At 61.0% G+C, this 23,805-nt stretch carries 20 protein-coding genes and 2 pseudogenes; 7 read left to right on the plus strand and 15 right to left on the minus strand.

All coding sequences use genetic code 11. From position 1 onward, the window contains the following. Positions 1-99, minus strand: a 99-nt coding sequence (locus EKA13_RS28380) for a hypothetical protein (protein ID WP_245704340.1), incomplete at its 3' end; no start/stop codon positions are given. A 295-nt stretch (positions 100-394) separates the two neighbouring features. Here EKA13_RS28380 and EKA13_RS15005 point away from each other — a divergent pair. Beyond that, entirely contained in the window at positions 395-1,435 is a 1,041-nt protein-coding gene (locus EKA13_RS15005) for a threonine aldolase family protein (protein WP_065760197.1), read from the plus strand. A 12-nt stretch (positions 1,436-1,447) separates the two neighbouring features. On the opposite strand, the gene EKA13_RS28895 is transcribed toward EKA13_RS15005, so the two are convergent. The 4 genes and pseudogenes from EKA13_RS28895 to EKA13_RS15020 all read right to left on the minus strand — a co-directional run bounded on the left by EKA13_RS28895 (position 1,448) and on the right by EKA13_RS15020 (position 4,141). Next, on the minus strand, positions 1,448-2,185 hold the full coding sequence (locus tag EKA13_RS28895) for a methyl-accepting chemotaxis protein (RefSeq protein WP_407682251.1): 738 nt from the start codon (positions 2,183-2,185) through the stop codon (positions 1,448-1,450). 123 nt (positions 2,186-2,308) lie between these two features. Continuing rightward, positions 2,309-3,385 (minus strand): annotated as a pseudogene (locus EKA13_RS28900) (HAMP domain-containing protein); the annotation flags it as partial. A gap of 226 nt (positions 3,386-3,611) precedes the next feature. Next, positions 3,612-3,914, minus strand: coding sequence for a cell division protein ZapA (locus EKA13_RS15015; protein ID WP_065760199.1), 303 nt, complete (start codon positions 3,912-3,914; stop codon positions 3,612-3,614). After that, positions 3,911-4,141, minus strand: coding sequence for a hypothetical protein (locus tag EKA13_RS15020; RefSeq protein ID WP_065760200.1), 231 nt, complete (start codon positions 4,139-4,141; stop codon positions 3,911-3,913). Before EKA13_RS15020 ends, EKA13_RS15015 begins: the two co-directional genes overlap by 4 nt. Positions 4,142-4,417: 276 nt before the next feature. Here EKA13_RS15020 and EKA13_RS15025 point away from each other — a divergent pair, with 276 nt between their 5' ends. Then, positions 4,418-6,043: a methyl-accepting chemotaxis protein gene (locus EKA13_RS15025; RefSeq protein ID WP_065760201.1), complete on the plus strand. Its 1,626-nt coding sequence runs from the start codon at positions 4,418-4,420 to the stop codon at positions 6,041-6,043. Positions 6,044-6,137: 94 nt separating this feature from the next. On the opposite strand, the pseudogene EKA13_RS15030 reads toward EKA13_RS15025, so the two are convergent. Together EKA13_RS15030 and gbcB are read right to left on the minus strand one after the other, a co-directional pair. After that, positions 6,138-6,347 (minus strand): annotated as a pseudogene (locus EKA13_RS15030) (amine oxidoreductase); the annotation flags it as partial. 246 nt (positions 6,348-6,593) lie between these two features. Then, a complete protein-coding gene (gene gbcB, locus EKA13_RS15035) occupies positions 6,594-7,694 on the minus strand; it encodes a glycine-betaine demethylase subunit GbcB (RefSeq protein ID WP_065760203.1) in 1,101 nt (366 codons plus the stop codon). A gap of 283 nt (positions 7,695-7,977) precedes the next feature. Here gbcB and gbcA point away from each other — a divergent pair, with 283 nt between their 5' ends. After that, on the plus strand, positions 7,978-9,270 hold the full coding sequence (gene gbcA / locus EKA13_RS15045; protein WP_065760204.1) for a glycine-betaine demethylase subunit GbcA: 1,293 nt from the start codon (positions 7,978-7,980) through the stop codon (positions 9,268-9,270). A gap of 699 nt (positions 9,271-9,969) precedes the next feature. Here gbcA and etfB read toward each other — a convergent pair. From etfB to EKA13_RS15075, 6 genes are all read right to left on the minus strand, one after another. Beyond that, positions 9,970-10,740, minus strand: a complete 771-nt coding sequence (gene etfB, locus EKA13_RS15050) for an electron transfer flavoprotein subunit beta (RefSeq protein WP_065760205.1) — start codon at positions 10,738-10,740, stop codon at positions 9,970-9,972. Positions 10,741-10,754: 14 nt separating this feature from the next. After that, a complete protein-coding gene (gene etfA / locus EKA13_RS15055) occupies positions 10,755-11,975 on the minus strand; it encodes an electron transfer flavoprotein subunit alpha (RefSeq protein WP_065760206.1) in 1,221 nt (406 codons plus the stop codon). Then, positions 11,975-13,924 carry a dimethylglycine demethylation protein DgcB gene (gene dgcB / locus EKA13_RS15060; protein WP_065760207.1) on the minus strand — a complete coding sequence of 650 codons (1,950 nt, stop codon included), beginning with the start codon at positions 13,922-13,924 and terminating at the stop codon, positions 11,975-11,977. Before dgcB ends, etfA begins: the two co-directional genes overlap by 1 nt. 173 nt (positions 13,925-14,097) lie before the next feature. After that, positions 14,098-16,158 (minus strand): dimethylglycine demethylation protein DgcA, encoded by a 2,061-nt coding sequence (gene dgcA, locus EKA13_RS15065; RefSeq protein WP_065760208.1) that lies wholly within the window; start codon positions 16,156-16,158, stop codon positions 14,098-14,100. Positions 16,159-16,173: 15 nt separating this feature from the next. Beyond that, entirely contained in the window at positions 16,174-16,704 is a 531-nt protein-coding gene (locus EKA13_RS15070; protein ID WP_065760209.1) for a DUF5943 domain-containing protein, read from the minus strand. Between the two features lie 76 nt (positions 16,705-16,780). Beyond that, positions 16,781-17,758, minus strand: a complete 978-nt coding sequence (locus tag EKA13_RS15075) for a dipeptidase (RefSeq protein WP_065760210.1) — start codon at positions 17,756-17,758, stop codon at positions 16,781-16,783. A gap of 253 nt (positions 17,759-18,011) precedes the next feature. On the opposite strand from EKA13_RS15075, the gene EKA13_RS15080 reads away from it, so the two are divergent. The 3 genes from EKA13_RS15080 to EKA13_RS15090 all read left to right on the plus strand — a co-directional run bounded on the left by EKA13_RS15080 (position 18,012) and on the right by EKA13_RS15090 (position 19,402). Then, the gene (locus EKA13_RS15080) at positions 18,012-18,413 is read left to right on the plus strand and encodes a lysozyme inhibitor LprI family protein (RefSeq protein ID WP_065760211.1); all 402 of its coding nucleotides are present in this window, start codon (positions 18,012-18,014) and stop codon (positions 18,411-18,413) included. A gap of 18 nt (positions 18,414-18,431) precedes the next feature. Next, complete coding sequence (locus EKA13_RS15085) at positions 18,432-18,854, plus strand: DUF3010 family protein (protein WP_065760212.1); 423 nt, start codon at positions 18,432-18,434, stop codon at positions 18,852-18,854. Positions 18,855-19,141: 287 nt separating this feature from the next. Further along, entirely contained in the window at positions 19,142-19,402 is a 261-nt protein-coding gene (locus EKA13_RS15090) for a hypothetical protein (protein ID WP_065760213.1), read from the plus strand. Between the two features lie 72 nt (positions 19,403-19,474). Here EKA13_RS15090 and gbdR read toward each other — a convergent pair whose 3' ends face one another. Beyond that, positions 19,475-20,578 carry a choline metabolism transcriptional regulator GbdR gene (gbdR, locus tag EKA13_RS15095; protein WP_065760214.1) on the minus strand — a complete coding sequence of 368 codons (1,104 nt, stop codon included), beginning with the start codon at positions 20,576-20,578 and terminating at the stop codon, positions 19,475-19,477. A gap of 395 nt (positions 20,579-20,973) precedes the next feature. Then, entirely contained in the window at positions 20,974-22,350 is a 1,377-nt protein-coding gene (locus EKA13_RS15100; RefSeq protein WP_065760215.1) for an L-serine ammonia-lyase, read from the minus strand. Between the two features lie 454 nt (positions 22,351-22,804). On the opposite strand from EKA13_RS15100, the gene EKA13_RS15105 reads away from it, so the two are divergent. Then, positions 22,805-23,752: a choline ABC transporter substrate-binding protein gene (locus EKA13_RS15105; protein ID WP_065760216.1), complete on the plus strand. Its 948-nt coding sequence runs from the start codon at positions 22,805-22,807 to the stop codon at positions 23,750-23,752. Positions 23,753-23,805 lie beyond the last annotated feature (53 nt).

Genomic DNA, 23,805 nt, shown 5'->3' on the forward strand with positions numbered 1-23,805 from the left:
GATCAGTTCGATGTGATCTTCCTGACGCTGCTCTTCGGCATTCATCGCCGCCAGCAGTGCATCGTCATAACCCTGGATCTGGTCTTGCTTGCTGAACATCGCATCTCTCCCGGCAGCGGCATGGGCTTTCATTAGGTGGGCGGCATGACATGGACAGCGCCCTTTGGATTCGATGGTATGACCGACGCAGACAGCCCAGATGCCTATGGGCGCCACGCAAAGGTGCGTTTACGACATAACCTCGTAAGCGTCAGCCCGACAGGCAGGATAAAACCCGCGAAAAACCTTACAGCAGATGGCCCCATCGCTTGCAGGACTGCTGGCTATACAGCAGCAGACACTTCACCGAATCTTGGTTTAGAGTGCTTGCCTGCGTCGTTTTCAGGACAGAACCATGACCGATCAAAGCCAACAATTCGCCAGCGACAACTATTCCGGTATCTGCCCCGAAGCCTGGGCCGCCATGGAAAAAGCCAACCACGGCCACGAACGTGCCTATGGCGACGACCAATGGACCGCACGGGCAGCCGATCACTTTCGCAAGCTGTTTGAAACCGACTGCGAAGTGTTCTTTGCCTTCAACGGCACTGCCGCCAACTCGCTGGCGCTGTCGTCGTTGTGCCAGAGCTACCACAGCGTGATCTGCTCGGAGACCGCCCACGTCGAAACCGACGAATGCGGCGCACCGGAGTTTTTCTCCAACGGTTCCAAGCTGCTGACCGCCCGCAGCGAAGGCGGCAAGCTGACCCCGGCCTCGATCCGCGAAGTCGCGCTCAAGCGCCAGGACATCCACTACCCCAAACCCCGGGTAGTGACCATCACCCAGGCTACCGAGGTGGGCAGCGTCTACCGCCCGGATGAACTCAAGGCGATCAGCGCCACCTGCAAGGAACTGGGCCTGAACCTGCACATGGACGGTGCTCGTTTCAGCAACGCCTGCGCCTTCCTCGGCTGCACGCCGGCCGAGCTGACCTGGAAGGCCGGTATCGACGTGCTGTGCTTTGGCGGCACCAAAAACGGCATGGCGGTGGGTGAGGCGATCCTGTTCTTCAACCGCAAACTGGCCGAGGACTTCGACTACCGTTGCAAGCAGGCCGGGCAACTGGCGTCGAAAATGCGCTTCCTCTCCGCCCCCTGGGTCGGCCTGCTGGAGGACGGCGCCTGGCTGCGCCACGCCGCCCATGCCAACCACTGCGCACAATTGCTCAGCTCGCTGGTCGCGGACATCCCCGGCGTAGAACTGATGTTCCCGGTGGAGGCCAACGGTGTATTCCTGCAAATGTCGGAACCGGCCCTGGAAGCATTGCGCAACAAGGGCTGGCGTTTTTACACCTTCATCGGCAGCGGCGGCGCCCGGTTCATGTGCTCCTGGGACACCGAAGAAGCCCGGGTACGCGAACTGGCGGCAGATATCCGCGCCGTGATGAGCGCCTGACACCATCAGCGGCTACAGACGAAACCCGCCCATCTGCCGCGCCAGGTCGTCAGCCAGCTCGCGCAGGGCCTGACACTCGTCCCGGCAACCGCGCACTTCTGCGGCGGTTTGCCGGGCCAGGTCTGAGATCCCCTGCACCGTGCGGTTGATCTCCTCGGTCACTGCCGACTGCTGCTCAGTCGCCGTGGCGACCTGGTGGTTCATGTCGCTGATATGCTCCACCTGATCCGTAATGGTCCCCAGCGATGCCCCGGTGCGCTGGCTCGACGCCACACCGGCACCAGTTGCCACCTGCCCGGCCTGCATTGAGGCCACAGCATTGCCCGTGCCCTGCTTGAGCCGTTGAATCATCTGCTGGATTTCACCCGTAGACACCTGGGTACGCTGGGCCAATGTGCGCACTTCATCAGCCACCACGGCGAAACCACGGCCCATTTCCCCGGCCCGCGCCGCTTCGATGGCCGCATTCAGCGCCAATAGATTAGTCTGTTCGGAAATACTGCGAATCACCGCCAATACCTCGTCGATCGAGGCGACTTCTGCAGCCAACTCGCCAACCGCACCGGCGGCCGAGCCGATGTCGTTGGACATGCCTTCGATCTGGCTAATCGAGCGCTGCACCACCTCACGGGCGTGTTCGGCTTCATTGCGGGCAGCCTGCGATGCCTGGGCCGCATTACCGGCATTTTGCGCAATGTCCTGCACGGTCAGGCCCATCTCATGTACCGCTGTGGCAACCGTTTCGGTCATTTCCTGCTGCCGCACAGAGCGATCAGCGGTGTTGTCCACGACCTGAGTCACCTGTTCCACCGCACGGTGCAAACGCTCAGTGGTGCCCAGCACTTGGCCGATCAGTTCTCGCTGGCTGTCGATAAAGCGGTTGAAGCCACGCGCCAGATCACCCAACTCATCACTACGGCCCTCATCCAGCCGACGGCTGAGGTCGCCACCGCCACTGCCGATGGCCACCAGAGCAGCGGTTACCTGGCGGATCGGCTTGACCAGCCCACGCGCCAGCCAGACCACCAGCAGCAATGACAACAGCGCCACGGCCAGGCCAATCAGGCTGGTCAGCCAGACCGTCTCATGCACCTGAGCGTAAATTTGCGACTCGGGCACTTCCGCCACCAGCGTCCAGTTCAGGTCGCGCAGCGGCAGGCTGAGCGCCAGGAAGGTTTCGCCATCACGCTGAAAACGCGTACTGACCACCCGCTCCTGCCGCACCAAGGCGGTTTTCGCCGCAGCCTCACCCAACTGCTCACTGAGTTGGCGTTTACCGCTGAACTCGGCCTGTGGATGCACCTGGATCAAGCCATCGCCACGCACCAGGAACACCCGTCCTCGCGCCCCGAAACTGAAGTTGTGGATCAACTCGGACAGCTCATGCAAACGCAGGCCCAGTCCGGCAATGCCGACCAGTTTGCCGTCCTTCTCAACCCGGTAGTCGATGAACAACGCCACTTCACCGGAGCTACCATCGACGTCAATGTTGAGCATCCGCTCGTCACCGCTGTCGATGAAGCGGAAGAACCAGCTATCGGCCGGGTTGTCGCGACGCAGGGTACGGTCCAGGCCCTTCTCGTTGTAGTAATGATTGGAGACCGTAGAGGCAAACAGTGCCGTGAACGCGTTGTTGCGCTGGCGCAGTGCATCCAGGTACTCGGTAAAGTGCGCACGTTGGCTGGCGTCCTCGCCCTCGGCCAGCCAGTCACGCAGCAAGGTATTACTGGCGATGTCCGCCGCCGCCGTCAGCGGCTGTCCGAGCATCCGCTCGATGTCGTTACGAATCGCCTCGATGCTCGCTGGCAGTGCCGTCTCGACCAGATAACGCTCCGTCAGCCGGTTAACCGCCAGCGTATAGATCGCGACCACCACCAGAATGCTCGCCAACAAGGCCGCACCCATGCTTGCAATCAACTTCCACTGAATACTGCGCCGCCAGAACTGCATGGAATTCCCCCGAGCAAATGACCCTGTACTGCAACAGGCAGGTCAACTGTATACACTTTGGTATCCAATTATTCCATTGGCGCGAGACAATACCCAACCGAGCAGGTGTCGGTTTTGCTTATGTAGAGGGCTCAGGACGGGGCTAGAACGCGCTGCAGGTCACTACGCGCCCAGCGCCGGCAAAGCCGGCGCGCTCAGGCGCGCAGTACGTCGGAGGAATGGGCGATCAGTTGTTGCCGATAGTCCGGGCGATGACGTCGACCGTGGCGTTGACTTGCTCTTGATAACGGTCGAGGGCTTCCTGATGCTTGTGCTGCAGTTCGATCTGCTGCGAGCACAGGTTCAGCGCCGCCAGCACCAACAGCTTGTCGCCAATCAGGGCTGGGTATTTGCGTTTGGTGTCACCCAACGAAGCCTTGAGCATTTGCACCGCTTTGAGCAAGGTCTGCTCTTCGCCTTCCGGTGCCTTGATCGAGTAATCGGTGCCCAGGATCGAGATAACATTGATCGACTGCGCGGTCGTTTTCATGCGTTGACTGCACCACCACCGGCACGCTCAACCAGTGCCTGGATACGCGCAGCCGTAGCGCCCTGCTTCTCTTCCTGCTCCAGCAGGCTCAGTTGCAGGCTGTCGTTTTCATCCTTGGCATGAACCAGTTCGGCTTCCAGCTTGGCAGTGCGCTCAGCCAGTTCCTGATTCTTCTGTACCAGGTCGTTGACCAGTTGTTCCAATTGACTCAGGGAAGTTTCCAACATAATGCCTTCTCGGGGGTTTTTGCAGGGGGCGCACACGATAAAGAAAACTCACCGCACTCGCCAGGGATATTGGGCCAGAGGCCCCGCTTTGATGTTGATTGACCCACATTGGACAACTCGGTTCCCTGCCAACCCCACCATTGCCCATATGAAATTTCATTCACAACCGCTACTTTCGGCCGAAGTGCCTCAAGTCTTGTCCGATTCGACCGATAGGCAGAGTACGTCAAAATGCGTCGCATGGATTGCGCGCCCTTTCTCCTTCGGATAACGACCATGTCCCTACGCAATATGAACATCGCGCCGCGCGCACTGCTGGGTTTTGCCTTGATCGGTGCGCTGATGCTGGCGCTGGGTATTTTCGCGCTCAACCAGATGAGTGTGATCCGCCAGGCAGGTGTGGTCATTGAGCAAAACAGCATCCCCAGCATCAAGAACCTGGGCGAGCTCAACCAACTCACCCTGCGCCTGCGCAGCCTGGCTTATCGCTTGCTCGTTAACCGCGAGCCCGCAGAGCTACGCGACACGCTGGCACTGATGGACAAGCAGAACGCGCAGATTGATGAGGTGCGTAAAACCTACGAGCCGCTGATCGCCGATCAGAACGAACGCGCAACCTACAACCAGTACGTGCAGTTACTGAGCCAGTACCGTCAACTGGAAGCGCGCATGAAGAAGCACGCCCAGTCCGGCCAGTTGGACGAACTGCGCACCCTGCTGAACCGCGAGTTGCTGGACAACTCCAAGCAGATCAACACGCTCATGGAAAATCTGGTAAAGATCAACACAGAGCAAACCCGTAACACTAACCAGGTGGCCGCCGAACAGTACTCCACGGCATTCACCCTGGTCATCGCGCTGCTGGTGGTCGCGACCGTACTGACCTTCGTCTGCGCCTTGCTGCTGACCCGAAGCATCGTCAAACCGATCAACGATGCACTGCACGCCGCCGAACAGATCGCCGAAGGCAACCTGACCCGACCGATCCAGACCCAAGGCCGGGATGAGGCCGCGCGCCTGCTGCAGGCCATGGCCAAGATGCAGAACAAACTGCGTGACACACTGCACCAGATCTCCGGCTCAGCGAACCAACTGGCGTCGGCAGCCGAAGAACTGAACAGCGTCACCGAAGAAAGCGCCCGTGGCCTGCAACAGCAGAACAACGAAATCGAGCAAGCGGCCACGGCAGTCACCGAGATGACCAGCGCGGTGGAAGAAGTGGCGCGCAACGCCGTCAGCACCTCGGAAGCCTCGAAGGACGCCACCCGCTCGGCCGGCGATGGCCGTGATCTGGTGATGGAGACCGTCAGTGCCATCGAGCGCATGAGCGCTGATGTACAGGGCACTGCCGAGTTGGTCAGCAACCTGGCAGAGGAGTCACGAGACATCGGCAAAGTGCTGGACGTGATTCGTGGCCTGGCCGACCAGACCAACCTGCTGGCCCTGAACGCCGCCATCGAGGCCGCGCGGGCCGGCGAGGCTGGCCGTGGCTTTGCCGTGGTTGCAGACGAAGTGCGCGCCCTGGCGCACCGCACCCAGCAGTCGACCAGCGAAATCGAACGCATGATCGGCAGCATTCAGGGCGGCACCGAGCAAGCGGTCAACTCGATGCGCAACAGCACCGAGCGCGCCGAGTCGACCCTGAACATCGCCCGTGGTGCAGGCCTGGCCCTGGATACCATCACCGGTGCCGTGGCGCAGATCAACGAACGCAACCTGGTGATCGCCAGCGCCGCCGAAGAACAGGCGCAGGTGGCCCGCGAGGTCGACCGCAACCTGGTCAACATCAATGACCTGTCAGTGCAGTCGGCCACCGGAGCCCACCAGACCAGCGCAGCCAGTGCCGAACTGTCACGCCTGGCAGTCGACCTGAACAGCCTGGTCGCCCGTTTCAGCGTTTAAGCTGCTCCTTCATGAGTCTGCCGCGGCTGTGAGGGGCGGACTCATGAGGCGGTGTTTTCCTGGGCTCGGCAGTAAGCTTCGGCCCGGCGGTAAGCTCAATGGGCTTGAGCGCTTCCCATTGGCTAATGGGGCCGTTGGCGCTACTCCCTCCGTACTTGGCCGCCAACTTGTCCACCGCATTCAAGGCGGTGGTCACCGCGCCCTCCGCCCAACCGCCAGTCCACGACACATCATCCCCGGCGAGGATAAAGCCATAGGGGTTGGCACTACCGACACCCTGCATGAACTGGCTGAACAACAGACGCACTTCGTTTGCCTGAAGGCGTTTTGATTGTGTTCTGCGGGTACGCGAGGGAGTTGCAGACATAGCGGGCGACTCCTCAACAGTGATCTTTCAACAAAAGCCTGCTGAACTAAATCACACGCCCACTACCACAACGAAATACTGATTCGAGATCAGCATCTACACAACTAGACTGTCAAAACTGATAGTTGACTTCACCCACACAATAAATGCCCTGCCTGAACAATGTTCAAACAGGGCAGCTATTTAATACTCGATACGTACATCCCCCTTCGGCACACTGCAGCACGACAGAATGTAACCCTCGGCCACGTCATCATCGGTGATACCGCCGTTGTGCTCCATCTCCACTTCGCCGCCCAGCTTGAGCACCTTGCAGGTACCGCAGATGCCCATGCCGCAGGCCTTGGGGATCATCAGGCCGAGCTTGGCCGCCGCCGCATGAACGGTCTCGCCGGGCGCGACACGAATGCTCTTGCCCGTGGCGGTGAACTCCACCTGATGCAGGTCGGCGCTGTCCACCTCGGCCGCTTCGGCGGCCTGTTCGGCGTGTTCCACGGCATCGGCCTTGACCTCGGCCGGGGTCGCGCCAAATGACTCCTCATGGTAACGACGCATGTCGTAGCCGCTGGCTTCAAGCAAGCGCTTGACCGCGTTCATGTAAGGGGTCGGGCCGCAGCAGAAGATCTCCCGCTCCATGAAGTCCGGGGCGATCAGTTCCAGCAGCTTGTGGTTCAGGTAACCCCGGTAACCCGCCCAAGGTTCGCCCAGGCCGTGCTTCTCGCAAATGATATGCAGGCTGAAGTTGTCGATCCGCGAGGCCATCTGCTCCAGTTCGCGGTGGTAGATGATGTCTTTCGGCGAGCGGGCGCTGTGGACAAACACCATGTCGACATTGCCGTTGGTGTCGTAGAACCAGCGGGCCATCGACATTACCGGGGTGATGCCCACGCCACCGCTGAGGTAGAGCACTTTGGGGCTGGGGAAATCAATCGCGTTGAACAAGCCGACCGGCCCATGCACCGCCAGCTCCTGACCTTCGTGCAGGGTGTCGTGCAGCCAGTTCGACACCTTGCCGCCCGGCACCCGCTTGATGGTCACGGAAAAGCTGTAGGGCACCGAGGGCGAGCTGGAAATGGTGTAGGAGCGCATGATCGGCTGCCCTTCGATTTCCAGCTCCAGGGTGACGAATTGCCCGGGCTTGAAGAAGAACATGATCGGCTGGTCGGCCATGAAACAAAAGGTGCGCACATCCCAGGTTTCCTGGATCACCTTGACGCAACGGACGATATGGCGGCCGTTGGCCCAGGTCTGGGTAGTCACCGGATTGAGAAAGGGATTGGACATGCTCATCTCCACGGCCGACTGTGGCCTGATGGTAGTGATTCTGCTCAAGCTGCAACCGGCGCACATTCCTATCCGCGACATTGACGTGCTTATCGCGACCAGCCCCCACCGACAAGGGCTGGCGCGTCGGAAACGGATTCGACCATGTCGTCCAGGGATATGGTTCATGTCGGCGGCGAACGCACACTCCACCTCAAAGAATGCTGCTGCTTCAGCCTTGCGTCGCCATAACAACGATTAGCCACTTCCACCGGCCACACGCTTGGCCATGAGGACCTACACGATGGACGTCACCGCAACCCTGAGCCTGGGCGATCCACTGGAACCTGCACGCAAGGCAACTGCCGACATGCTGCAGAACCGCGAGCGGACCTTCTCGCTGCCCCAACCGTTCTACAACGACGAGCGCCTGTTCCAGATCGACATGCAGGAGATCTTCCACAAGGAATGGCTGATCGCCGGCATGACGTGTGAAATCCCGGCCAAGGGCAACTTCCTCACCCTGGAGATCGGCAAGAACCCGATCATGGTGGTACGGGGTGCCGAAGGTCAGGTACATGCCTTCCATAACGTCTGCCGCCACCGTGGCTCGCGCCTGTGCACCAGCGACAAAGGCAAAGTGGCCAAACTGGTGTGCCCTTACCACCAGTGGACGTACGAGCTGGACGGTCGCCTGCTGTTCGCCGGTACCGAAATGGGCGCCGACTTCGACATGAAGCAATACGGCCTGAAGCCTGTGCATGTGAAAACCGCCGGCGGCTACATCTTCGTCAGCCTGGCGGAGCACCCACCGGCCATCGACGACTTCCTCTCCACCCTGGCCCATTACATGGAGCCTTACGACATGGAGAACACCAAGGTGGCGGTGCAAACCACCTTGATGGAAAAGGCCAACTGGAAGCTGGTGCTGGAAAACAACCGCGAGTGCTACCACTGCAACGGTTCGCACCCTGAACTGCTCAAAACGCTCCTGGAATGGGACGACGTCACCGATCCACGCGCCGACCAGGCCTTCAAGGACCACGTTGCCGCCTCTGCCGCAGCCTGGGATGCCGAGCAGATTCCGTATGCCCACGCCAGCTTCGGCCTGCGTAACCGTATTGTGCGCATGCCGCTGCTCAAAGGCACCGTATCGATGACCATGGACGGCAAGCAAGGCTGCCAGAAGCTGATGGGCCGCATCAAAAACCCGGACCTGGGCTCGATGCGCATCCTGCACCTGCCGCACTCCTGGAACCACTGCATGGGCGACCACATGATCGTCTTTACGGTATGGCCGATCAGTGCACAGGAAACCATGGTCACCACCAAGTGGCTGGTACACAAGGACGCCGTCGAAGGCGTCGACTATGACCCGCAGCGCATGCGTGAAGTGTGGGACGCCACCAACGACCAGGACCGTCGCCTGGCCGAAGAAAACCAGCGTGGCATCAACTCCACGGCCTACCAGCCAGGGCCGTACTCCAAGACCTATGAGTTTGGCGTGGTCAACTTCATCGACTGGTACAGCGAGCGCATGCTGAACAACCTCGGTGCCGCACCGGCCCCCTACCTCAAGGGTGTAGCCGCACAGTAAGCGTCGCCCCCTCCCCCATCGCCGGCAAGCGCGTTTCCTACACCTCGGTAGGCGCCTTGCCGGTGATCCAGGCGCCATGCCATCCTGCCTGTACAAAATCTAACCAAACAGCGCGTTGCCCAACAAACACAGGGCCTGCGACACTTCGCGAACACTTTATCCACAAGGCAACCCACAGTTAATGTGGGCAACCCCTGTGGAAAACTGAGCCTGCGGCCAGTTCAATGACCCAACCCCCTATTGATCACTTTTTGATCAAACCTCTGAACGCCTCTAAAACCGTGGCCTGCAGAAGAAGGCGAACACCTTACCCACAGAGCAGCCAACAGACTTTGTGCGCAACTGTGCAAGGCTGAAAAAGCCATGTGGATAAACCCGCAAAGCCCCGATTTATCGGCGTTTTCCCGATCATCGCCAGTGCTTTTGGGTGTGTTTGTATGTTTTTTGATCAAATCCTTGAACGCCTTGTATTCCGTGGCCTGTAGCCATGGGCGAACAGATTATCCACAGAAGCGCCAACAAGGATTGTGGGCAATATGCGTGCGAACGGTGCTTCATTCACAGGAGGAAAGGCTGGAAAAACCCCAGGTGCAACTGGTCAAAATCTGATCAAACGACTACAGGCCACGTAATACGTGGCCTGTAGTCATAGGCAAACACTTTATCCACAGAACCGCCAACAGACTTTGTGAGCAACTGTCAGCGCAGCACACCTTCTTCGATCAACAGCTTCAGAATGGCCTCGGCACCCGCTTGCGGAGTGAGGTCCTTGAGTACCTGGCCACCGCCGCCGCTGGCCTTGGCGGTAGCGGCTTTCATGCGGTCGGCACCACTCTTGGCCTTGATCACTTTCAGGCGCTTGGGACGCGGCTTGGCGGGCTGCAGTTCTGCGCCGGTGAGTAACGTGTCTTCAACGATCGCCACATGGCGTGCCGCCAATACCCCGCGCCGCGCCGGGCCAAACGCGCTCTGGCGTGGTTTGGGCGCAGCGTTATCCACAGTGGCCAACATCGGCAGGCGCACCTTCAGCCGGCGCCGCTGGCCACGCGGCAGGGCCTGCAGCACCTGTGCAACGCCGTTGTGGATAGATTCCACCTCAGCCAGCCCCACCACCAGCGGCCAGCCCAGGCGCTCGGCCAGGAGGAACGGCAGCATGCCCGAGCCTTCGCCGGTTTCTGCCTGGCTACCGGTCAGTACCAGTTGTGCTCCGGCATCGCGCAGGTAGTCCCCCAGGACAACGAGCGCATCGCTGCCAGCCGGTTGTTCGAGTACGTCCAGTTGCGCCAGCCCCATGCCCAGGTAGCTGCGCAGTGCCGGCTCCTGCGGGTCGCCGGCATGCAGCACCTGCAAGTTATCCCCAGCCAGTTGCAAGCCCAATTCGACTGCACGGGCATCCTGTTCAGCACGCCGGGCCCGACCCGAGGTCGGGTGGGCGCCAATTGAAACCAGGCTGATGACCTTAGTGTTCATAGCTATCCCCTGCTCTACGCGGCATCGCGCTTGGCTTCGTTGCGGTAGTTATCCACAGCGGCAATCAGCGCCTTGAGGATCGCTGCGCTGTCGCCGATCACCGAGAGATCGGCCCGTTTGATCATGTCGCAACCCGGGTCGAGGTTGACCGCCACCACCTTGTCGCAGGCCCCAATGCCCTGCAGGTGCTGGATCGCCCCCGAGATACCCACAGCCAGGTAGACCCGCGCCGTGACCCAGGTACCGGTCGCGCCGACCTGACGGTTACGCGGCATGAAGCCATCGTCCACCGCCACCCGCGAAGCGCCTTCGGTGGCGCCCAGCGCAACGGTAGCGCGGTGGAACAGGTCCCAGTCCTTGACGCCATTGCCGCCAGAGACGATGAACTCGGCCTCGGCCATGGCAATCGCCGCCGGGTCGACGGCCACCGGGCCGAGGTCTTCGATGCGTGCCAGGCTACGGACCACGGCTGTGGATAAGGTCACCGGCAGCACTTCGTGGCGGGTTTCACTGACCGGCTCGGCGCATTCGGCCGAGGCCAGAATCAGCCGCGGCAGGTCACGAATCAGGTCTTGCTGGCCCGCCCCCGCACGGCCGCTGCACAGGCCATCCTTGACTTGCCAGACGCGGGTTGCCGGCCGCTCGCCCAATGCTGCAGCAAAGCGCCGCCCCAACTCAGCGCCACCGGTGCGGCTGTCAGGCAGCAGCCAGTGGCGTGGGTTGAACTGGTTATCCACAGCGCGCAGGCCCTGGACCCGTTGCTCCGGTGCATAACCGTCAAAGGCATCACCTTCGATCACCAACAGGCGGTCAACACCGGCCGTGTCGAATTTGCTTTCCTTGTGCTCGCCAAACAGCACCGCCAGTACCGCACCGTCACTGCCAGCCAAGCCACGGGCGAGCCCCAACAGGTCGCGGTCGTGACTGCTAAGGCGACCACCGACCATGTCCGGCACCACGGCAATGTAGAAGGCAGGCGCGGCCAGTTGATGCAGCGGCAGCTGCACCTCGACCGCTGCACTGCGCTTGTTGCTGCTGCCCTGCTGGGCGCCACTGCGGTCGATTCGCTTGATGCCGTTAGGGCCAATGAAACCGACAGCATGAGGGTTCTTGCGGATCAGGCCGTTCGGGCCCATCCACGTCGTTTGTTGTGTCTGCATGGCCGCATGCAACGGGTGCAGGCGGTTGCGGGCGATCCACTCAGCGCGAGGGTCGCGGCGAATAATGTCGCTCATCAATGCACCTCCGCAGCGCTACGTTTGGCCGCTGCCGACTTATTCACAGGCAGTTCGTCTTCAAGCAAGGCATCGGCGACCAGTTCTGCCAGGTCCTTGATCAATGGGCGTGGCTCAACCACCCCTTCGAGCATGGCCGTGCATTGCGGACAACCTACCGCCACCAACTCGGCGCCGGTTTCGCGGATATCTTCCATGCGCATGTCGGGAATACGCTGCTTGCCCGGAATGTCGGTGATCGGCGCACCGCCGCCACCGCCACAGCAACGGGACCGGAAACCCGAGCGCTGCATTTCCTTGACCTCGATACCCAGCGCACGCAAGACCTCACGCGGCGCCTCGTACTCGCCGTTGTAGCGGCCCAGGTAGCACGGGTCGTGATAGGTGACGCTGCTGCCCTTGTGCTGGCCGAGATTGAGCGCGCCGGCGCCAATCAGCTCGGCAATGTAGGTGCTGTGATGCTGTACCAGGTAATCGCCGCCAAAGGCCGCATATTCGTTCTTGAGTACATGGAAGCTGTGCGGATCGCAGGTGACGATACGCTTGAAACGGTACTTGCCCAGGGTCTGAATGTTGCGCTTGGCCAGCGCCTGGAACGTCGCCTCGTCGCCCAGGCGACGGGCCACGTCACCGCTGTCGCGCTCTTCCAGGCCCAGCACGGCGAAGTCTACAGCGGCCGCCTTGAGCACTTTGACGAACGCACGCAGGGTGCGCTGATTGCGCATGTCGAAGGCGCCGTCACCGACCCAGAACAGCACGTCTGCAGTTTTCTTCTCGGCCAGAACCTCAAGGTTCAGGTCGGCGGCCCAGTTCATCCGCCCGCCCGGTGCAAAGCCACCCGGGTTGTCGGTGGCGATCAGGTTTTCCAGCACTTCGGCGCCCTTGTTCGGGGTTGCGCCTTTCTCCAGTGTCAGGTGCCGGCGCATGTCGACGATGGCATCGACGTGCTCGATCATCATCGGGCACTCTTCCACGCAGGCGCGGCAGGTGGTGCACGACCAGAGGGTTTCGGCATCGACCAGACCATTGACGATCGGTTGATGCGGGTTGCCGCCGTGCTCACCAATCGGCTTGCCCGGATAGGGGCTGCCGGCGAACTTCGCATCGGTACCACCGGCCAGGCCGACGACCATGTCCTGAATCAGTTTCTTCGGGTTCAACGGCTGGCCCGCGGCAAACGCCGGGCAGGCCGCTTCACACTTGCCGCACTGCACGCAGGCGTCAAAACCCAGCAGTTGGTTCCAGGTGAAGTCCTTGGGCTTTTCTACGCCCAATGGCGCGTTGCGGTCTTCCAGGTCCAGCGGTTTGAGCCCGGTGGAACGACCGCCACCGAAACGCTCGGCACGGCGGTGCCAGGCCAGGTGCAGGGCACCGGCGAAGGCGTGTTTCATTGGCCCGCCCCAGGTCATGCCGAAAAACAGCTCGGACACACCCCAGAGCACACCGACACCGAGCAGGGCTACCAGCAACCAGCCGCCAAAGCCCTCCGGCAGAATGCCAGCCACCGGCAAGGTGGCGAGGAAGAAGCTTGCAGCGAACACCAGCAGGCTTTTCGGCAGGCGCATCCACGGGCCTTTGGACAACCGCGCAGGCGGGTTCAGGCGGCGCTTGTAGACGAACAGCGCACCGCCAAACATCAGCACCGTGGCCAGCAGCAAGGCATAGCCGAGAATGCGGTTATGCAAGCCAAAACCGTGTACCAGGATCGCCAGCACCGCCGCCAGCACAAAGCCGCCTGCAGTCGCCACGTGGGTGTTGGCCATGTACTTGTCACGCGCGACCACATGGTGCAGGTCGACCATGTAGCGGCGCGGCATGGCCAGCAAACCGCCGAGCAGGTCGACCTTGGACGGACGGCCACGCCGCCACATGCGCACCCGGCGCAAGGCGCCGAGCACCGCCAGGCCAATGGCAGCGAACAGCAGGATGGGTAGAAGGGTGTTCAACATGGGAGGCTCCCACAACAGCGGTTGCAAGGGGTTCAGGCCCTTGGAATCCTGCACCGGCCCCGTGGGAGCGGGCGTGCCCGCGAATGCGTCAGATCAGACAACGGTGTTGTTCGTGCTGGCGCTGTCGCGAGCTTGCCCGCTCCCACTGGGGCCGATGTGTGCCGACTGAGCGATCAGAAGTCCTTGCACAGGCGCAAGGCGTCGTAGATTGCTGCGTGCGTGTTGCGCTGAGCGACACAGTCACCGATGCGATAGAGCAGGTAACCTTCGCCCGGCTGGCTGAGAATCGGCTGCGGCTGGATCGCGAACAGGGCTTCGATGTCGATCTGACCCTTGTTGCGCGAGCCTTCCTTCAGTGCGTAGTAGATCGCTTCGTCCGGACGCACGCCGTTCTCGATCACCACCTGGTCGACCACCCGCTCTTCCTTGGCGCCGGTGTATTCGTTCTCCAGCACCGCCACCAGCTTGTCGCCCTCGCGGTAGACCTTTTCCAGCATGAGGTCGCCGGTCATGATCACTTCTTTCGGGTACATGCTGCGGTAGTAGGTCGGGAACGACGTACCGCCAATGGCCACACCCGGCTTGATGTCGTCGGTGACGATCTCGACCTGGCTGCCCTTGTCGGCGATGAAGTCGGCCACCGACATCCCGGTGAATTCACAGATAGTGTCGTACACCAGCACGTTCTTGCCCGGCGCAACCTTGCCGTCGAGCACGTCCCAACTGCTGACCACCAGCCCTTCGGCAGCGCCCCAGTGTTCGTTCTGCTCCAGGAACGGATGCCCGCCCACGGCCAGCACGACCACATCGGGGCGCAGGTCGAGGATGCTCGCCGCGTCGGCGGCGGTGCCCAAGCGCAGGTCAACCTTCAACCGCGCCAGCTCCAGTTGGTACCAGCGGGTGATACCGGCAATCTGGTCACGTTGCGGTGCCTTGGACGCCGTCGTGATCTGCCCGCCAATGGCGTCCTTTTTCTCGAACAGGGTAACGTCATGGCCACGTTCGGCAGCCACGCGGGCAGCCTCCATCCCGGCGGGGCCTGCACCAACCACCACCACCTTGCGTTTCGGCCCGGTGGACTTCTCGATGATGTGCGGCACGCCCATGTATTCACGGGAGGTCGCGGCGTTCTGGATGCACAGCACATCCAGGCCTTGGTACTGGCGGTCGATGCAGTAGTTGGCACCGACGCATTGCTTGATCTGGTCGACCTGGCCCATCTTGATCTTGGCGATCAGGTGCGGGTCGGCGATGTGCGCACGGGTCATGCCGACCATGTCGACATAGCCGCCTTCCAGAATGCGTGTGGCCTGGTTCGGGTCCTTGATGTTCTGTGCGTGCAGCACCGGAACCTTGACCACTTCCTTGATACCGGCCGCCAGGTGCAGGAACGGCTCTGGCGGGTAGCTCATGTTCGGAATCACGTTGGCCAGGGTGTTATGGGTGTCACACCCAGAGCCGATCACACCAAAGAAATCGACCATGCCGGTGGCATCGTAGTACTTGGCGATTTCCTTCATGTCTTCATGGCTGAGGCCATCGGGGTGGAACTCATCCCCGCAAATACGCATGCCGACGCAGAAATCCGGGCCGACTTCAGCCCGTACAGCCTTGAGCACTTCCAGGCCGAAACGCATGCGCTTCTCGAAGGTACCGCCCCATTCGTCGGTACGCTTGTTGACCCGTGGGCTCCAGAACTGGTCGATCATGTGCTGGTGCACCGCCGACAGCTCGACGCCGTCCAGGCCACCTTCCTTGGCCCGGCGCGCGGCCTGGGCATAGTTGCCGATCACCCGCCAGATTTCTTCCGGCTCGATGGTCTTGCAGGTAGCCCGGTGTACCGGCTCACGGATACCCGACGGCGACATCAGGGTTGGCCAGTGTTCACCGTCCCAGCGCGAGCGACGGCCCATGTGGGTAATCTGGATCATGATCTTGGCGCCATGCTTGTGCATGGCATCGGCCAGGTTCTGGAAATGCGGGATGATCCGGTCGGTGGCCAGGTTGACCGATTTCCACCAGCCCTGCGGGCTGTCGATGGCCACCACCGAGGAGCCACCACAAATGGCCAGGCCGATACCGCCCTTGGCTTTCTCTTCGTAGTACTTCACGTAGCGCTCGGTGGTCATGCCGCCGTCGGTGGCATAAACCTCGGCGTGCGCGGTGCTGAGTACGCGGTTACGGATGGTCAGTTTGCCGATCTGGATCGGCTGGAACATTGCTTCGAAAGCCATGGCGGGATCCTCGACTTACAGCGGCTTGACGATGAACAGGCCGTCGTCGTGGCCTTCTTCCGAACCACCGTAGACCTGCTCGGCCACGGTACGGATCGAACTGCCACGCGCTGCCAGGATCTGGTCCATGGCACCGGCAAACCAGCCGGTGAACATGTAGTCGACCTTGCGTCCGACCTTGCCGTACACATAAACGAAGGCAGAGTGCTCCAGCTTGACGCTGGCGGTGCCTTTTTCCAGGTCGATGTCCTGGATCTTGAACAGGCCCCAGCCGCGCTGGGACAGGCGCTTCATGTAGTGCTCAAACACTGCGACACCTTCCAGGCCATGGCACTCGGCTTCCTTTTCACACCAGTGCCAGGCGGACTTGTAACCGGCCTTGTAGAGGATCTCGGCATAGGCGTCAGCGCCGAGCACTTCCTCGATGCCCATGTGGTTGTTGACGAAGAAATGCCGCGGCACGTACAGCATCGGCAGGGCGTCGGAGGTCCAGACACCGGTCTCGCTGTCGACTTCGATAGGCAATTGCGGGGCGATCTTGGCCATGGAAACTCAACTCCAGAAAATTTGGTTGGCAGCCCCTGCTCAGCTGGCAGGGGTTAGAGAGACTTGGTTTGGAGGCTTACTCGCCCCACACATCGCGCAGCACGTTGACCCAGTTTTCGCCCATGATCTTGCGCACCACGCGTTCACTGTGGCCGCGCTTGAGCAGCGTCTCAGTAAGGTTGGGGAACTCGCCTACGGTACGAATGCCCAGCGGGTTGACGATCTTGCCGAAGTTGGTCAGGCGGCGGGCGTAGCCCTTGTCATGGGTCAGCCACTCGAAGAACTCCTGGCCGTGGCCCTGGGTGAAATCGGTACCGATACCGATCGCGTCTTCGCCGACGATGTTCATGGTGTACTCGATGGCCTCGGCGTAGTCGTCGATGGTCGAGTCAATGCCTTTGGCCAGGAACGGCGCGAACATGGTCACGCCGACAAAGCCGCCATGGTCGGCGATGAATTTCAGTTCTTCATCGGATTTGTTGCGCGGGTGCTGCTTCAGGCCGGACGGCAAGCAGTGGGAGTAGCACACCGGTTTTTTCGATTCGAGGATGACTTCCTCACTGGTCTTGGAGCCCACGTGAGAGAGGTCACACATGATGCCGACGCGGTTCATCTCGGCCACCACTTCGCGGCCGAAGCCCGACAGCCCGCCGTCACGCTCATAGCAGCCGGTACCGACCAGGTTCTGGGTGTTGTAGCACATCTGCACCACACCGACGCCGAGCTGCTTGAACACCTCGACATAGCCCAACTGGTCTTCAAAGGCATGGGCGTTCTGGAAACCGAAGATGATCCCGGTCTTGCCCTGTTCCTTGGCCCGACGAATGTCGGCGGTGGTCTTCACCGGAATCACCAGGTCGCTGTTTTCGCGGATCAGCTTCTGGCTGGCAGCAATGTTGTTGACGGTCGCCTGGAAACCCTCCCACACCGACACGGTGCAGTTGGCAGCGGTCAGGCCACCTTTGCGCATGTCCTCGAACAGCTCGCGGTTCCATTTGGCAATGATCAGCCCGTCGATAACGATGCTGTCTGCGTGTAATTCGGCTGGGCTCATCAGGCGGTCCCCTTTTCTCGATGCCTGCGCCGAATCGTCTGCCGGCGCTTTGGGGCCAGCATATGCCTGGGGCCGGAAGGGCCTCGGTGCAAAAACGACAGGGGTATTGCCGAAAGCGTCAAAGGGCGACAAAGCGCCCCTTCGCGGCCCTGCCTTGATGGCTGTTATGGGCGCCTGCGGCGCTGTTATTTGTCTCGCGGCTGAGCGAGAATCGGCACTTCTGTTCCAAACACCGGCTTGGGGGATGTCGTAGATGAAACCAATGGTATGGCTGGCCCTGGCGGCCCTGAGCTTCGGCGCCCAGGCGGCGGAAGAAGAGAGCACGCCCTGTGACAACGTCGAAACCAGCCAGCAGAGCTACGACTGCGCGGTCTATAACCGCCAGACCGCCGAGCGCGAGCTGAATGCAGCCTTTGCCGACCTGCTTGATCGCATCAAGGAGCAGTACGCCGGCCAGCCGGCGCAGATCACTGAACTGAGCGCCCGCCTGAAAAACGCCGAGCAACTCTGGAGCAAGGCCCGCGATGCCGATTGCGCCGTGGAAACCTTCGCCGAGAAGCCCGGCAGCAAGGACTTCGAAACCGCGCAGAACACCTGCCTGGCCCAACGCAGCGATGATCGCTCCGAGTACCTGCAGTCACTGGGCCTGCAATAACCCCACCCTGAGGTACGAATGAACGTTTGCGGAATCGAAATCAAGGGCAGCGAAGCCCTGCTCGCGGTGGCCACGCTTGAAGCTGGCCTACCGGTGCACCGGCCTTTGGCGACCAAGAAAATCGCCCTGGAGGATGACGACGAGGCCGCCAACGTCAAAGCCTTCGCCAACCAGGCCAGGCAGTTCGTTGCCGACCACGGCATCACCCACCTGGCAATCAAGAAACGCAGCAAGAAAGGTGAGTTCGCAGGTGGCCCGACCACCTTCAAGATCGAAGGTATCCTGCAACTGCTGGACACCTGCGAGGTACAGTTGCTGTCACCACAGACGGTCAGCGCACAGAGCAAGAAACACGCGTTGGAATTGCCCGGCTCGCTGAACAAGTACCAGCACGAAGCTTACAAATGCGCCTGCGCGGTGCTGCTCAAGGCCGGTCGCTAACACGGACGATGCCTGCTCGCACCGCCACAAACTTCAAGGCAAAAAAAACCCCGGCAAGCCGTGACAAGCCGGGGTCAAAAGCGAGCAATGACGCGCTACATCTGGAAGGTGACCAAACCGTCCATACTGAAACCTGGCCCCAGTGTGCCGCCTCCCCTGCCCTTCGATTTAGCCGAAAACGACCTGTTCATAGGTATGCCGGCCATTGCGACACGCTGCCCTTGCTCCGCTGATTGGCGAACACCAGAATCGACCCACAATCCCTCCCGTCGACAAGGACAACAGCCATGATGCATGCGGATTTGATTGATCAGGACGACCTGCTGGGCCAACTGCGCGCACTGGGTTTTGAAATGCCTGCCGGGGCAACTGCCGAGCAAGCGTGCGAGTGTGCGGTGCGGGGCTTGAGTGAGCCTCGGGCCAAGGCGCTGCGCGGTATGGTCGAGCAGATGTACACCAGCAGCGCGACCATCCTGCCGGCTGTGCGCCAGGCCATCGAAAAGCAGTTGCTGCCGGCGCTGGCACAGTTCAACAGCAACCGTAGCTGACACCTTTTCGCGGGCAAACCCGCTCTCGCATGGGAGCGGGCTTGCCCGCGAAAAGGCCGGAAGCGCTTTCGGCTACAGGCGTACGCTGGCGAAAGTCGATTCGTTACGTGCCTGGCTGAGTGCCGACATCGGCCCTGCCAGTGGCGACAGCACCAGTGCCTGTGGAATCGGCATCATTGCCACCTGCTGGGCGGTGTTGGAGCCTACACGCTCATCACGCGGTGGAATACCGAAGTACTCGCGGTAGCACTTGGAGAAGTGCGGCGTGGAAACAAAGCCACACACCGACGCCACTTCGATGATCGACATCGGCGTCTGCTTGAGCAGTTGCCGGGCACGGATCAACCGCAGCTTCAGGTAATAACGCGATGGCGAGCAGTGCAGGTACTTCTGGAACAGGCGCTCCAGCTGTCGCCGCGACACTGCGACATACACCGCCAACTCATCAAGGTCGATCGGCTCTTCCAGGTTGGCTTCCATCAGCGCGACGATTTCCTGCAGCTTCGGCTGGTTGGTGCCAAGCATGTGCTTGAGTGGCACACGCTGATGATCCTGCTCGTTACGAATACGCTCGTAGACAAACATTTCCGAGATCGCCGCTGACAGTTCGCGACCATGATCACGGCTGATCAGGTGCAGCATCATGTCCAGCGGCGCAGTGCCACCGGAACTGGTGAAGCGGTTACGGTCGAGGGTAAACAGCCGGGTGCTCATGCTGACGCGAGGGAAGGCTTCCTGCATGGCTGCCAGGCATTCCCAGTGCACGCTGCAATCAAAGCCATCAAGCAGGCCCGCACAGGCCAGCGCCCAGCTGCCGGTGCACACTGCACCCAACCGGCGCGACTGCCGCGCCTGGCTTTGCAGCCAGGTAACGTGTTCACGGGTAACGGTGCGCTGAATACCAATACCACCGCAGACAATCACGGTATCCATTGCAGGCGCCTTGTGCATTGAGGCGTCCGGAGTGATCTGCAAGCCGTCGCTGGCCCACACTTGCCCGCCATCCACGCTCAAGGTAGTCCACCGATACAGTTCACGGCCAGACAACTGGTTGGCCATGCGCAGTGGCTCCACGGCCGAGGCCAGGGAGATCAGCGTGAAATTGTCCAACAGCAGAAAGCCGATGGATTGTGGTGTGCGGGTTTGGGGTTGGGCCCCGGAGTTGTACGGCGTCATCGCGGTCTCTCCTCACACAATGCAGGTTGCGCCTCAGGCACGGTTTTTTTGTCAGGGCCCCATCTCGAATGCAGGGCTTTGCACAACACAACGCAAATGCCATGCCTGAAATTGAATAGCTATTCAATAAAACCTGAAAACGACGTCGCAATGCGTCTATACGGCCTGTGTTCAGCGCAGGGTTTATAAACGCAAAGTGCCGGACTAGCGCATTTCTGTAGGAAAAGTGAGCAGTACGGTAGCACTTGTGTGAAGGATGCTTAGAAGCGACATCGGCGATGTGTCACCACAGGCGCAGTGACACTCGGAAGAGAGGACCGGGATGCTGCGGTGTCGACGCTGCGCCAAAAAGCAGCGCGCCGACACCGGCATGGGCGAAAACGGCGCAGCCGTGTTCAACACTCGATGGCGCTGACCGCAAGGCCACCGCGTGAGGTTTCCTTGTACTTGTCGTGCATGTCGGCGCCGGTATCGCGCATGGTGCGGATCACCCGATCGAGGGAGATGAAATGCTCACCGTCGCCACGCAGGGCCATCTGCGCCGCATTGATCGCCTTGACCGCAGCAATCGCGTTGCGCTCGATGCAGGGCACCTGCACCAGGCCACCAACCGGGTCGCAGGTCAGCCCGAGGTTATGCTCCAGACCAATCTCGGCAGCATTCTCCAACTGCGCGGGGGTCGCCCCGAGCACTTCCGCCAACCCGGCAGCCGCCATGGCGCAGGCTGAACCGACCTCACCCTGGCAGCCCACTTCAGCGCCCGAGATCGAGGCGTTCTTCTTGCACAGGATGCCCACCGCCGCCGCGCCCAGAAAGAAGTCGACCACGCAGGCTTCGCTGACCTCTTCACTGAAACGCATGTAGTAGTGCAGCACCGCCGGGATGATCCCCGCCGCACCGTTGGTGGGCGCGGTGACCATGCGCCCGCCAGCAGCATTCTCTTCATTCACCGCCAGCGCATAAAGGTTCACCCATTCCATGGCACTGAGGGTCGAGCCAATCACATTGGGCTTGTTCAGCTCCTGCAGGCTACGGTGCAACTTGGCGGCACGGCGCTTCACATTCAGCCCGCCCGGCAGTATGCCTTCATATTTCAGGCCGTTTTCCACACAGTCCTGCATGGCCCGCCAGAGCTTCATCAAGCCAGCCCGAATCTCCTCTTCACTGCGCCAGACTTTTTCGTTTTCCAGCATCAATTGCGACACGCGCAGGTCGTTTTGCTTGCACAGCTCAAGCAGTTCCACCGCGCTGTTGAAATCGTAGGGCAATACCGTGGTGTCGGCGTCTAGCACGCCGCTGGCAGCCTGGGCGGCATCGACCACAAAGCCGCCACCCACCGAGTAGTAGGTGTCCCGGTGCAACTCACCCTCCGCACCTTCTGCAATCAGGGTCATGGCGTTCGGGTGATACGGCAGGTTCTCCTCCAGCAAGCGCATGTCGCGCGCCCAGACGAACTCGATTGGCAGTCGGCCGTCCAGCAGCAAGGTGTCTGTTTCGCGCAATACCGCAATGCGCAGGCCGATTTGTGAGGGGTCTATCGCGTCTGGCCATTCGCCCATCAAGCCCATGATCACGGCATTGTCACTGCCATGGCCGATGCCGGTGGCCGACAGCGAACCGTACAGGCGCACTTCGACACGCTGGACCTGCGCCAGCTCGCCACGTTCGCGCAGCCCCTGGACGAACAATGCGGCCGCTCGCATGGGCCCTACGGTGTGGGAACTAGACGGCCCGACACCGATTTTGAACAGGTCAAACACACTGATAGCCATGGCCGCGAACCTCCTGAATGAGCACACGCCCGCCGCCACAAGCCGCGGGTGGCGGAGCTGCTACGCTGAAGCTGCAATCCGCCGGAATGCGCGCATCATCAGGCTTTTATCAGCAGCTCTGACGTCTGCAACCGACCCACTCTTGTCCAGCAACGCCGCTCGCCGTTGGCCGCTGGATTACGCCGTTTTTTTGCGGTGCAGATCGCCGTAAAGGGCCGTTACGGGGAGGAAAAACACTGTAAACGACCTCACCTGCACTGGATGCGACCCTGCCTGTACTGGATACGACGCACCCTGTAGGCGTTTGTTTTTGGCTGTTAGATGATCAATCTCGACTCGATTGCACGGCACCCGTCCCGCTGTCGCCCGACCGTCCGGCCCACCCGAGTAGATCACTCACAACGCACGGCGGTCCTGCGGGACACCCGACAAGAAAACACCTAGGAGTCCACTCATGAAAGGTTCACCCTCGCTGTTGTTGGCCGCTCTGCTGAGTCTGCCGGTGCTGGCCCAGGCTGCAGAACCCGAAGCCTGTCGTACCGTCAACTTCTCCGATGTCGGCTGGACTGACATCACCGTGACCACGGCGGTCACCAGCGCCGTACTTGAGTCGCTGGGCTACAAAACCCGCACCACCATGATCTCGGTACCGGTTACCTACAAGTCGCTGGCCGACGGCAAGAACATGGACGTGTTCCTTGGCAACTGGATGCCGACCATGGAAAACGACATCAAGCAGTACCGCGATGCCGGCACCGTGGAGACTGTTCGGGCCAACCTGGAGAACGCCAAGTACACCCTGGCCGTGCCTCAGGCGCTGTATGACAAGGGTCTGAAAGACTTTGCCGACATTGCCAAGTTCAAGAAGGAGCTGGACGGCAAGATCTACGGTATCGAGCCAGGCAACGACGGCAACCGCACCATCCAGAGCATGATCGACAAGAACGCCTTCGGCTTGAAAGACGCCGGCTTCAAGGTGGTCGAGTCGAGCGAGGCCGGGATGCTCTCGCAAGTAGATCGCGCCCAGCGTCGCGGCACCGACGTGGTGTTCCTCGGCTGGGAGCCACACCCCATGAACAAGCGCTTCAAGATGCAGTACTTGAGCGGTGGGGATGATTTCTTCGGCCCGGATTTCGGTAAGGCAACCGTCCTGACCAACACCCGCAAGGGCTACGTTCAGGAGTGCAGCAACGTCGGCCAACTGCTGAAAAACCTGTACTTCACCCTGGACATGGAAAGCACCCTGATGGGTAACGTCCTGGACGACAAGATGAAACCCGACGCCGCAGCCAAGGCCTGGCTGAAGAAAAACCCGCAGGCGCTCGACACCTGGCTGGTCGGCGTCACCACCGTTGACGGCAAACCCGGCCTGGAAGCCGCCAAGGCCAAACTGACGCAGTAAGCACCACCTGCGGCGGGCTTGCCCCGCCGCAGGCTGTCTTCAATTCTTTGCAG

The organism is Pseudomonas defluvii, from assembly GCF_001695625.1.
GTDB lineage: Bacteria > Pseudomonadota > Gammaproteobacteria > Pseudomonadales > Pseudomonadaceae > Aquipseudomonas > Aquipseudomonas defluvii.